Source organism: Achromobacter sp. 01N37 (genome assembly GCF_056399725.1).
Genome location: NZ_JBFTRX010000004.1, coordinates 466,326 through 478,452, shown reverse-complemented (window position 1 = coordinate 478,452; position 12,127 = coordinate 466,326). Strand labels below are relative to the sequence as shown.

The following is a 12,127-nucleotide window of genomic DNA, read 5'->3' as shown; positions in this document are numbered from 1 at the left end:
GCCGGGGCGTGATCACGCCTCGGCTTGCACCGCACCGCTCAACAACATCACCAGCTTCAGATCCGGATGCGTCGCCAGCCGGAACGTGATCTGCTGAAACGCCAGCTTGCCGTCGCGCGGATGCTGAAATTCCCGCAAGCCGCCTTCGCGCTCCACCACGGCATGCCGCGTCCACCAGTGGGCGAAGACGGGGCTTTGGCGGCTAAGCGTATCCAGCAAACCCAGCACGGCGGCCTCGTCCAGATGCGCGCCCGCGTCGGCGCGGAATTCCGCCACCACACGGCGCGCACGCTGGTCCCAGTCCACAACGAGATCGCGCGCGGCGGGGTCCATGAAGATGTAGCGCAGCAGGTTCGGTTCGGGGTCGCGCGTAGGCCAATCGTCGAACAGGTCGCGCAGCGGCTCGTTGTAGGCCAGCACGTTCCAGGCGCGGTCCAGCACATAGGCCGGCGCGTTGATCGCGTTCACGCATTCTTGCAAGGGGCCGGGCGCGCCGCCCGCATCGTCGCGCGCATGTTGAGGATCGGCGCAGTCGGCCAAGTCGAACAAGTAGGCGCGTTCGGCGCGCGCCAGTTGCAGCACGCCCGCAATGCGCGACCACACGGACGGCGACACGGAGACTTCCCGCCCCTGCTCGATCCACGTGTACCAGGTGACGCTGATGCCGCACAGTTGCGCGACCTCTTCGCGGCGCAGGCCCGGCGTGCGGCGGCGCATGCCTTCGGGTAGTCCGGCCATCTGCGGCGTGATGCGGGAACGGGCGCTGCGCACAAATTCGCCCAATGCCTGACGGCGCAAGGGCGAACCGTCTTGGCTGGCGGCGCCATGGGGGGAAGTAGTCATACCAGGATAAGCAATGGGCTTGTACGTGTATAAGGGTCGGCCTATCTTAGCGCCTGCACCTGACTTTTCGCACAACGCCCCACAACGCCCCTAAAGGACATTCATGACCGCCAGCACCCACGACGCCGCCGTCGACCGCCAGTTCAGCCCGCGCGCCACGGCCTACCTGACCAGCGCCGTCCACGCCCAAGGCGAAGACCTGCTGCAAATGGCAGACGTCGCCCGCCAGCACCCCGATGCGCGCGTGCTGGACTTGGGCTGTGGTGGCGGCCACGTGAGCTTTCACGTGGCGCCCGAAGTGAAGCACGTCACCGCGTATGACCTGTCGCCGCAGATGCTGGACGTGGTCGCGGGCGAAGCCGCCAAGCGCGGCCTGAACAATCTGGTCACCCGTCAGGGCAAGGCCGAGTACCTGCCGTTTGCCGACGGCGAGTTCGACCTGGTGATGTCGCGCTATTCCACGCATCACTGGCAAGACGCCGGCCGCGGCCTGCGCGAAGCGTTTCGCGTGCTGAAGCCGGGCGGCATCGCTGTGTTTGCCGATGTGGTGTCGCCGGGCGAACCGTTGTTGGACACGTGGTTGCAGACCATCGAAGTGTTGCGCGACACCTCGCACGTGCGCGACTACTCGGTGGCCGAATGGACCCGCATGCTGACCGAGGCCGGCTTCACGCTGCAAGGCTTGTCGCCGCGCCGCCTGCCGCTGGAATTCCAGACCTGGGTCACGCGCATGCGCACGCCCGACACGCTGGTGGCCGCGCTGCGCCATATGTTCGGCATTGCGCCTGACGTGGTGCGTGCGCACTTCGACGTGAAGGAAGACAGCTCTTTCACCAGCGACACGGCGACCATCGTGGTGAAGAAGCCGGGCTGATTCAGCTTGTGGGGCTGGCGGTAAACGCTGCCAGCGCCCCCGCCACGCCCCGCGCACGTAGGGAGTGCACCGCTAGCGCCACGGCGCGCACAAAGCGCGGGTCCTGGCCCAGATCATCTCCGAAGACGGGCGCGAGGCCGGTCAACGTTTGCACCCAGACCCGCGTTGCATCCGCTTCGGCGCTATCGTCGGGGCGGCTATTGCCACCTTGATTGGCATGGTCCTGGCCGCATTGCCTATCGCTTTGCCTATCGCTTTGCCTATCGACTTTCCTATTGGCCACCGCCTGCTCGGCCTGGGCGTATCGCTTCGCAAGCACATCGGCCATCGGGTCTTGAATATCGTAGCGTCGCCCCGCTTCATCGACACCACTCAAAAAATGCAGCCACGCCGCCACGGCCAGCGCCAATCCATTGATCGGCAAATCTTGCGCCAAGCGCGCACGCACCGTGTCCAGCAAGCGCTGCGGTAATTTCTGCGAGCCGTCCATCGCGATCTGCCGGGTCTGATGTTTCAACGCCGGATTGGCGAAGCGTTGCAACAGGCGCGCTTGGTATTGCGTCAGGTCCAGACCGGGCAATTCCGGCAAGGTCGGCACGATGTCTTCGCGCAACAACGCGGCCAAATAAGCCTTCAATGCGGGCTGCGCCATCGCCTGGTCGACCGTGTCCCAACCGGCCATCACTGACAAATACGCCAGCGCCGAATGCGCGCCATTAACGGTGCGCAGCTTCAGCGTTTCAAAGGGCGCGGCGTGTGCCACAAAGCGCGCGCCGCCGGCCGTCCAGTCTGGCCGGCCCGCGGTAAAGTGGTCTTCCACCACCCATTCCAGATAGGGCTCGGCCACCACCGGCCACGCGTCATGCACGCCCAGCACGTGCGCCACATCGCGCCGATCGTCGTCCATTGTGCGCGGCACGATGCGGTCCACCATCGAACAGGGAAAGGTGCAATGCGATGCGATCCATTGCGCCAATGCAGAATCGATTTTCTGCGCGAAGGCGACCACCATGCCGCGCAACAAATGGCCATTGCTGGGCAGGTTATCCAGCGACATCAACGTGATGCCGTTGCGCCCCGCCGCGTAGCGTTGTTGCAGCCCCCGCACGATGAACCCGATAGTGCTGCGCGGCGCACGCGGGTGCGACAGATCATGCTGGATATCGGGGTGGTTCAGGTTCAACAGGCCACTGGCCGGATCATGGCAATAGCCTTTCTCGGTGACGGTGACGCTGACAATCCGCGTGTCCGCGTGCGCAATGCGCGCCAGCACGGCAGGCGGGTCTTCAGGTGCAACAAGCATTTCCCGCAGGCATCCGATCACCGCCATCGTCTGTTGCAGCCGCCCGTCTGCGTCGGCGCTGCGCAGCGCCAACGTGTACAGACCGTCTTGCGGCGCCAGGGCATCGCGCGTATCGGCATGGCGCAACGATACGCCGCAGATGCCCCAACAAAGCTCCGCACCGGCAAGCGGCGCGGCGGGGTGAATGACGGATTCATTAATGGCCGCCTCATTGACCGCAGCCAGATGCGCGCGCACAAACGCGCCCAGCCCCAGATGCACGATGCCGACACGCAGCGCGCTCCGGTCGTACGCAGGGCGCGCCACGCCGGGCGGCAGCAGACCCAGACGCGCGGGCGTCAAACGCGCCGCGCCGTCCGCTACCAATTCCATAGCGTCCCGTCCTGCTGCAAGCGGTTCACCGGCAGGTACGCGCGCTTGTACGGATACTTGGCGGCCAACGCTTCGTCGATATCCACGCCATGCCCCGGCACGTCGCCCGGATACAGCATGCCCTGATCAAACGTGTACGCGTGCGGGAAGACGGCGTCGGTTTCTTCGGTGTGGCGCATGTATTCCTGGATGCCGAAGTTCGGCACCCACAAGTCAAAATGCAGCGCCGCGCCCATGCACACGGGCGACAGATCGGTCGCGCCGTGGCAACCCGTGCGCACCTGATACAGCGACGCCAGGTCCGCAATGCGGCGCAGGTGCGTGATGCCGCCTGCGTGCACGACGGTGGTCCGGATGTAGTCGATCAACTGGTTCTGCACCAGGTCCTTGCAGTCCCAGATGGAATTGAAAATCTCGCCCACCGCGAGCGGCGTGGTGGTGTGCTGCCGGATCAGCCGGAAGGCGTCCTGGTTTTCAGCGGGCGTGGCGTCTTCCATCCAGAACAGGTTGTAGGGCTCCAGCGACTTGCCCAGCCGCCCGGCTTCGATGGGTGTCAGACGGTGATGCACGTCGTGCAGCAGGTGATGATCAAAGCCGAGCTTTTCGCGAATGCGTTCAAACAGTTGCGGCGTGTGCCGCAGGTATTTTTCGGTGGACCAGTCGTGTTCGCTGGGCAAGTCGGCATCGGCCGGTTCGTAGAACAGATTGCCGCGCCCCACGCCATACACCTTGTCCAGACCCGGCACGCCGCTTTGCGCGCGGATGGCGCGGTAGCCCATGTCGGCGTAGTGCAGCACTTCGTCAACGGTATGCTCAATGTCAGACCCGTTGGCGTGTCCGTAGACCATGACGCCGCTGCGGCTCTTGCCGCCAAGCAGCTGGTACAGCGGCAGGCCGGCCGCCTTGGCTTTCAAGTCCCACAGCGCAGTGTCCACTGCGGCAATCGCCGTCATGGTGACGGGCCCGCGCCGCCAGTACGCGCCCTTGTACAGGTACTGCCAGATGTCTTCGATCTGATGCGCATCGCGCCCGATCAGGCAGGGAATGACGTGTTCGGTCAGGTATGCCGACACGGCCAGCTCGCGCCCGTTCAGCGTGGCGTCGCCAATGCCGGTCAGGCCCTGATCGGTTTCAATCTTCAGGGTCACGAAATTGCGGCCCGGCGAACAGACAATCACGCGTGCATTCGTAATTTTCATCGTGGGTTTCCGTGGTTCAGAACGTCACCATCACTTTCATGGCCTGATGGCGGTCGGCCGCAAGCGCAAACGCGTCATGCACGTTCGCCACCGGCACGGCGGCCGTCAACAAGGGCGATACGTCCAGCAGGCCGCGGCTTAGATAATCCACGGCCCACGCGTATTCATCGACAAAACGGAAGCTGCCGATGACGGACAAACTCTTCACCATGATCTGGTTGAACGGACACCCGTCGCTGCTGCCGCTCAAGGTGCCAACGGTAACGATGACGCCGCGCGGACGCGTCACGCGGATGGCGTTGGCCAGCCCGGCGTAATGGCCCGACGCTTCGAAGCACACGTCAATTGAGCCCTTGCCCGCCGCCAGCGCTTCGATGGCGGCCGGGTCTGCCGCCACGTTGATCGTGCGCGTCGCGCCGACGCGCGTGCAGGTGGCGAGCGTTTCGTCCACGATGTCCACTACCGTCACCTGGCTTGCGCCGGCCAGGCGCGCCGCCATCAGGATCAATGCGCCGATTGGCCCCGCGCCCACCACCATGACCGACTTGCCGAGCAAGCTTCCCGCGCTGCGCACCGCGTGCAGGGCCACGGCCAGCGGTTCGCCGAATGCGGCCAGCTCGAAAGACAAACTGTCCGGCACGGGAAGGCACTGCTTTTCCTGCACCACCACCTGTTCGCGCATCGCGCCCTGCATGTGGGGATAGCGGCTGGCGCTGCCGAAGAAATGCACGGCCTCGCAGTGATTGGAATCGCCCTGGCGGCAATAGCGGCACACGCCACAGGTGCGCGCGGGGTCCAGCGCCACGCGGTCGCCGGGCTTGACGGCCGTCACTTCCGAGCCCACTTCCAGCACTCGCCCGGACGCTTCGTGGCCGGGCGTCAGCGGTTCACGGATGACGAAGTCGCCCACGCGGCCGTGGCGGTAGTAGTGCAGGTCAGACCCGCAGATGCCCACCGCCTTGATGCCCACCCGCACCTGTGCCGGCCCCAAGGGCTCGGGCGTCTGTTCGTCCAGGCGCAGATCGTCCGCGCCATGAATTGCGCAATTCAACATGCTTGCCAGCCCCCGTTAGGTGTTGCCGCGCTATCGCCACCCCTGCGCGAATTCGCCGATCACGCGCTCAAGGTGAGCGCGCATCGCCTGCCTGGCGGCGTGGGCGTCGCCCGCCACCAGCGCGCTGAAAATGCGCTGATGGTCTTCCTGCGACGCCTGCCGCAATGCCTGTGTATGGAAATGCTGTTCGATCTTGTCCCAGATGGGGCCACGCGCCTGATCCCACATCGACGTCACCGTGGCCAGCAGCACGCTGTTGCCGGTGGACTGCGCGATATACAGATGAAACCGGCGGTCGGCCGCTTCGTTGGCGGATTTGTCGGTGACCTGGTCGCGCATCGTCGTCAGCGCTTCGAATATGCGGTCAAGATCGGCGTCGGTGCGGGTGGTGGCGGCAAGCGCCGCGATCTCGGATTCAATCAGCGAACGCGCCCGCAGCAGTTCGAACGGGCCAGCCCCCGCTTCCTGCGCCGCGGGCAGCCGGGCCACGCCGGGCTTGGGTTCGCAAACATAGATGCCGGACCCGCCGCGCACTTCCACCACCCCTTGCAGCTCCAGCGCGATGATGGCTTCGCGCAGCGCGGTGCGGCTGACGTCGAAGCGTTCAGCCAACGCCCGCTCGGCCGGCAAGCGCCCGCCAACGGCGAATTCGCCTTGCGTCACCAGGGCCTGAATCTGCGCGGCCAGCCTGACATAGGCGCGGTCGGGCGCGGTCTTCACGGCGGGTTCGTCGGCAGGTTCGACAGGTTGGGGAAGCAGTTGCAGCATCGTCACGGCCTAAATTGGTTAGACCAAATCGTATTTGGTTCACCAATTTTCACCATCATGGTTTACCACTATCAGTGGCGACGGACCTGTCCGGTGTCACTTGCGGTCACCACGCCCGACAGCCCCAGCAAAAACCCTGTATAGATGGCTGTCCCCCTTTGCCAGAGCACACGAAAAGGAAGTGTCATGCCCGAAGCGTCTGAACAGACATTGCCCACGGATCTCACCGTCACCGAAGCGGCGGCCCTGATTGTCGATGGCCGGCTGACCAGCGTGGCGCTCACCGAAGCCTGCCTGAACCGCATCGACGCCCAACAAGTCCTCAACGCGTTCATCACCGTGGACCGCGCGGGCGCGCTGGCCCGGGCCCGCGCTTACGATGCAGCGCGCGCCCAAGGCGGCGATGGATACGCCCCGCTTGGCGGCGTGCCCATCGCCATCAAAGACAACATCCACGTGGCTGGCCTGCCCAATACGGCCGGCACACCCGCGTTGAAGCATTTCCGTCCCGCCCAGGATGCGCCCGTCGTGCAGCGCCTGCGTGCCGCCGGTGCCATCATCATCGGCAAGACCAACATGCACGAATTGGCGTTTGGCGTGTCGGGCTACAACACCGCGTTTCCCGGCCCGCAGGGCGACGGCACGCGCAACGCTTACGACAGCACCCGTATTGCAGGCGGCTCGTCATCGGGCAGCGGCGCGGCGGTTGGCGCCCGCTTGACGCCCGCCGCGCTGGGCACGGACACGGGCGCGTCGGTGCGCCTGCCCGCCGCCGTCAATGGCGCGGCCGGCTTCCGCCCGTCGGTGGGCCGTTACGACGGCTCGGGCATCACGCCTATCTCGCACACGCGCGACACCCCGGGCCCCATCGCCAACAGCATGCAAGACATCGTGCTGTTGGACGGCATCCTTGCCGGCGACGCGCAACCGTTGCGGGCCTTGCCCGCCGCGCACGTGCGTCTGGGGCTGGCCACCTATTTCTGGACGGATCTGGAACCGCAGGTGCGCGACGTCATGGACGCCGCGCTGGCCAAGCTGCGCGAAGCGGGGGTCCAGCTGATTGATATCGACATGCCTGACCTGCCCGCCGCCAACGCCGCCGTCGGCATGCCGCTGTGCCTGTACGAGCAAAAGCCCGATCTGACCGCCTATCTGCAACGCTACAACGTGGGCGTGAGCTTTGACGAGGTGGTGGCGCAAATCTCCAGCCCCGACGTCAAAGCCATCTTCGATGGCCTGATCGTGCCGGGCGTGCTGCCGACCCCTGACGGTCAAGTCTTGGCGCTGCAACCGCTCTACGAACGCGTCATCGCGGAACAGCGTGACGAACTGATCAACGTCTATCAGCGAGCGTTTCAGGCGCACAACCTGGACGGCCTGTTGTTTCCAACGCTGCCGATCCTGCCGATGGCCGCCACCCCCGAGGCCAGCAGCTTCGAAAGCTTCAGCCGTCTGACCCGCAACGTGGACCCCGGCAGCAACGCCGGCCTGCCCGGCTTGAGCGTGCCGGCGGGGTTGTCCGCGGAAGGCTTGCCGGTGGGATTGGAAATCGATGGTCTGCCGGGCGCCGACCGCAAGGTGCTGGAAATTGGCGTGATGATCGAAGGCGTGCTGGGGCGCATTGCACCGCCGCGCGTTTGAAGACGTCTGTTCGACGGCATCTATGTGACGGCGTCCAATTGAATCCGCCACGCTGGCCGTAAAAAGGGCCGCGCCCCAAAAAGGTGACGCGGCCCATGCCCGGCGGCGGCTTTACGGTCCGAGCCGTTTCAATACCCGCGCCGCCCGCGTCACCCCAAATTGGGCGCCAACGTCCGTTTCAGGTCTTCAATGCTGCGGCCGCTGCGCTTGGCGTAGTCTTCAAGCTGGTCTTCGCCGATCACGCCTACGTTGAAGTATTGCGAGTCCGGGTGGCTGAAATAGAAGCCGGACACGCTGGACGCCGGGTACATGGCGTAGCTGTCGGTCAGCATCATGCCGATGTCGCTGCCGTCCAGCACGCGGAACATGTCGGTCTTGACCACGTGCTCCGGGCAGGCCGGGTAGCCAGGCGCAGGGCGGATGCCCACGTACTTTTCGGCAATCATGTCTTCGTTCGTCAGCGCCTCGTTGGGCACGTAGCCCCACAAGTCCTGGCGCACGCGGGCGTGCAGGCATTCGGCGAAACCTTCGGCCAGGCGGTCAGCCAGCGACTTCAACATGATGCTGGAATAGTCATCCAGCGCCTTCTCGAATTCCGCTTCCTTTTTCTCGATGCCGATGCCCGCCGTGACGGCGAACATGCCGATGTAGTCGAGCTTGCCGGACGACTTGGGCGCAATGAAGTCCGCCAAGGACTTGTTGCTGACGCCTTCGCGCTTGGCGCCCTGCTGGCGCAGGTTGCGATACGTGAACAGCACTTCGCTGCGCGTTTCGTCCTTGTAGATTTCGATGTCTTCGTCGTTGACGCTGTTGGCCGGGTAAAAGCCCACGACCCCGTTGGCGGTAAGCCAGCGGCCTTCGACGATGCGCTTCATCATGGCCAGACCGTCGGCGTAGACCTTGCGCGCCTGTTCGCCCACGACCTTGTCATCAAGAATGGCGGGGAACGGGCCGAACAGGCTCCACGTCTGGAAGAACGGGCCCCAGTCCACGTACTTGACGATCTCGGCCAGGTCATAGCTTTTGAACGTACGGCGGCCGATGAACTTCGGGCGCGGCGGCGTGTAGTTGTCCCAGTCGATAACGGGGCGCGAGGCGCGCGCGTCCGCCAGCGGCAAGATGGGCGTGGCCTTGCGGTTGGCGTGGCGGCGGCGCACGTCTTCGTATTCCTGCGCCAGTTCGGCCAGGTAGGTCTCGGATTGGTCCGACATCAGATTCGTGGCGACGCCCACCGAGCGGCTCGCGTCCGGCACGTAAATGACCGGGCCGTCGTAATTCGGCGCGATCTTCACGGCGGTGTGCACGCGGCTGGTGGTGGCCCCGCCAATCATCAGCGGCAGCTTGCGGCTGCGGAAGTAGTCGTCGCGCTGCATTTCGCTGGCCACATACGCCATCTCTTCCAGGCTGGGCGTGATCAGGCCGGACAAGCCGACGATGTCGGCGTTTTCTTCCTTGGCCTTTTCCAGGATCTGCGCGCAGGGCACCATCACGCCCATGTTCACGACTTCGAAGTTATTGCACTGCAAGACCACCGACACGATGTTCTTGCCGATGTCGTGCACGTCGCCCTTGACGGTGGCGATGACGATCTTGCCCTTGGCGCGCACGTCGCCGCCGGCCGCCGCGATCTGGCGCTTTTCTTCTTCGATGAAGGGAATCAGGTGGGCCACGGCCTGCTTCATGACGCGCGCCGACTTCACCACCTGCGGCAGGAACATCTTGCCTTCGCCGAACAGGTCGCCCACGACGTTCATGCCGTCCATCAGCGGGCCTTCGATGACTTCAATGGGGCGTCCGCCGCGGTTGAAGATTTTCTGGCGGACTTCTTCGGTGTCTTCGACGATGAACGTCGTGATGCCGTGGACCAGCGCGTGCGACAGGCGCTGCTCGACCTCTGCCTTGCGCCACGTCAGGTCTTCTTCGCGCTTGGCGCCGGAGCCCTTCACGCTGTCGGCAAACTGCACCAGGCGTTCGGTAGGCGTGCGTTCATCGTCGGCTTCCGTCTTGCCCACGGGGTTGGGGCGGTCCAGCACCACGTCTTCGACCAGATCACGCAGCTTGGGGTCCAGGTCGGCGTACACGCCCAGCTGGCCGGCGTTGACGATGCCCATCGTCATGCCTTCCTTGACCGCGTAATACAGGAACACGGTGTGGATGGCTTCGCGCATGGGCTCGTTGCCGCGGAACGAGAAGCTGACGTTCGACACGCCGCCCGAAATGCGGGCGTGGGGCAGGTTGTCGCGAATCCAGCGGGTGCCTTCGATGAAGTCCACCGCGTAGTGGTTGTGTTCGTCGATGCCGGTGGCGACCGCGAAGACGTTCGGGTCAAAGATGATGTCTTCCGGCGGGAAGCCCTCTTCTTCGACCAGAATCTTGTAGGCGCGGCCGCAGATTTCCTTGCGGCGTTCCAGCGTGTCGGCCTGACCCAGTTCATCAAACGCCATGACGACCACCGCCGCGCCGTAGCGGCGGCACAGGCGGGCGTGATGGCGGAACGGCTCGATCCCTTCCTTCATGGAAATGGAGTTCACCACCGGCTTGCCCTGCACGCACTTCAGGCCGGTCTCGATGACTTCCCACTTCGAGCTGTCGATCATGACCGGCACGCGGGCAATGTCGGGCTCGGACGCAATCAGGTTCAGGAAGCGGTGCATGCAGGCCACCGAATCCAGCATGGCTTCATCCATGTTGATGTCGATGATCTGCGCGCCGTTCTCGACCTGCTGGCGGGCCACGGCCAGCGCTTCGTCGTACTTTTCTTCGCGGATCAGGCGGGCGAACATCTTGCTGCCCGTCACGTTGGTGCGTTCGCCCACGTTAACGTACAGCGTGTCTTCGTCGATGTTCAGCGGTTCCAGGCCCGACAGACGGGTCTTGACCGGGATGTCAGGCACGACGCGCGGCGTCAGCGACGTGACCTTGTCCGCAATGGCGCGGATGTGGTCGGGCGTGGTGCCGCAACAGCCGCCCGACATGTTTACCAGCCCGGCGCGGGCGAATTCCTCAAGCAGCGCCGACGTGTCGGCCGGCGTTTCGTCAAAGCCGGTTTCGGCCATCGGGTTGGGCAGGCCGGCGTTGGGGTAGACGCAGACGTAGGTGTCACAGATCTTGGACAGTTCGGCCACGTAGGGGCGCATCAGCGCCGCGCCCAGCGCGCAGTTCAGGCCGATGGTGACCGGGCGCGCGTGGCGCACCGAGTTCCAGAAGGCTTCCACGGTCTGGCCCGACAGGATGCGGCCCGACGCGTCGGTGACGGTGCCCGAGATCATGACGGGCAGGCGGATGCCGCGCGTCTCGAACACTTCTTCGGTGGCGAAGATGGCGGCCTTGGCGTTCAGCGTGTCGAAGATGGTTTCGATCAGGACGATGTCGATGCCGCCGTCCAGAAGGCCGTTCAACTGCTCGATATAAGCCACGCGCAATTCGTCGAACGTGACGTTGCGCGCACCCGGGTCGTTCACGTCGGGCGAGATCGATGCCGTTTTGGGCTGCGGGCCCAGGGCGCCAGCCACGAAGCGCGGCTTGTCCGGCGTGCTGTAGGCGTCACAGGCTTCGCGCGCCAATTGCGCCGACACCAGATTCAGTTCGTAGGCCAGTTCCGGCAGGTCGTAGTCGCCCTGCGCGATGGTGGTGGCGCCAAAGGTGTTGGTCTCGATGACGTCGGCACCGGCTTCCAGATACTGGCGGTGGATTTCCGAAATGACGTCGGGGCGCACCAGCGACAACAGTTCGTTGTTGCCCTTGACGTCTTTGCCGTGGCCGGCGAAACGCTCGCCGCGAAAGTCCGCCTCGCCCAGCTTGTAGCGCTGGATCATGGTGCCCATGGCGCCGTCCAGAATCAGGATGCGCTTGCCCAGCAGGCGGGCGAATTCACCGCCTTGGGTATAGGCTTCGGGCGGGTACGGCAAACGGGGATACGACACGGGCAGGTCCAGATAAAGGTGGCCAACGGCGGCGTGGATGTGGCTAAAAAGCGAAAAACGCCGAAAAAACAAGCCCTGATCGTAACAAAACGGGCTGTCTCGCGCCCTCGGGTGATACAGTTTCGGCCCCGAACCGGTGCTTTCGGCGCA

At 64.7% G+C, this 12,127-nt stretch carries 8 protein-coding genes; 2 read left to right on the top strand and 6 right to left on the bottom strand.

Translation table 11 applies throughout. The annotated features are described in order from the left end of the window. Positions 1-12 precede the first annotated feature (12 nt). Positions 13-843 carry a helix-turn-helix transcriptional regulator gene (locus tag AC1DSJ_RS11125; protein WP_054421302.1) on the bottom strand — a complete coding sequence of 277 codons (831 nt, stop codon included), beginning with the start codon at positions 841-843 and terminating at the stop codon, positions 13-15. Between the two features lie 103 nt (positions 844-946). On the opposite strand from AC1DSJ_RS11125, the gene AC1DSJ_RS11120 reads away from it, so the two are divergent. Next, positions 947-1,717 (top strand): class I SAM-dependent methyltransferase, encoded by a 771-nt coding sequence (locus AC1DSJ_RS11120; RefSeq protein ID WP_441371440.1) that lies wholly within the window; start codon positions 947-949, stop codon positions 1,715-1,717. Position 1,718: 1 nt separating this feature from the next. Here the strand turns inward: AC1DSJ_RS11120 and AC1DSJ_RS11115 are convergent, their stop codons facing one another. The 4 genes from AC1DSJ_RS11115 to AC1DSJ_RS11100 are packed head-to-tail and all read right to left on the bottom strand — an operon-like array spanning position 1,719 to position 6,413. Next, the gene (locus AC1DSJ_RS11115; protein ID WP_441371439.1) at positions 1,719-3,392 is read right to left on the bottom strand and encodes a mannitol dehydrogenase family protein; all 1,674 of its coding nucleotides are present in this window, start codon (positions 3,390-3,392) and stop codon (positions 1,719-1,721) included. Further along, positions 3,380-4,591, bottom strand: coding sequence for a D-mannonate dehydratase ManD (manD, locus tag AC1DSJ_RS11110; RefSeq protein WP_441371438.1), 1,212 nt, complete (start codon positions 4,589-4,591; stop codon positions 3,380-3,382). Before manD ends, AC1DSJ_RS11115 begins: the two co-directional genes overlap by 13 nt. A gap of 16 nt (positions 4,592-4,607) precedes the next feature. After that, on the bottom strand, positions 4,608-5,645 hold the full coding sequence (locus AC1DSJ_RS11105) for an L-idonate 5-dehydrogenase (RefSeq protein ID WP_054421298.1): 1,038 nt from the start codon (positions 5,643-5,645) through the stop codon (positions 4,608-4,610). A 30-nt stretch (positions 5,646-5,675) separates the two neighbouring features. Next, positions 5,676-6,413 carry a FadR/GntR family transcriptional regulator gene (locus AC1DSJ_RS11100; protein WP_427947791.1) on the bottom strand — a complete coding sequence of 246 codons (738 nt, stop codon included), beginning with the start codon at positions 6,411-6,413 and terminating at the stop codon, positions 5,676-5,678. Between the two features lie 186 nt (positions 6,414-6,599). On the opposite strand from AC1DSJ_RS11100, the gene iaaH reads away from it, so the two are divergent. Beyond that, positions 6,600-8,054, top strand: coding sequence for an indoleacetamide hydrolase (gene iaaH / locus AC1DSJ_RS11095; RefSeq protein ID WP_441371437.1), 1,455 nt, complete (start codon positions 6,600-6,602; stop codon positions 8,052-8,054). Between the two features lie 149 nt (positions 8,055-8,203). On the opposite strand, the gene metH is transcribed toward iaaH, so the two are convergent. Beyond that, the gene (gene metH / locus AC1DSJ_RS11090) at positions 8,204-11,977 is read right to left on the bottom strand and encodes a methionine synthase (RefSeq protein WP_175170533.1); all 3,774 of its coding nucleotides are present in this window, start codon (positions 11,975-11,977) and stop codon (positions 8,204-8,206) included. Between the last annotated feature and the right edge of the window lie 150 nt (positions 11,978-12,127).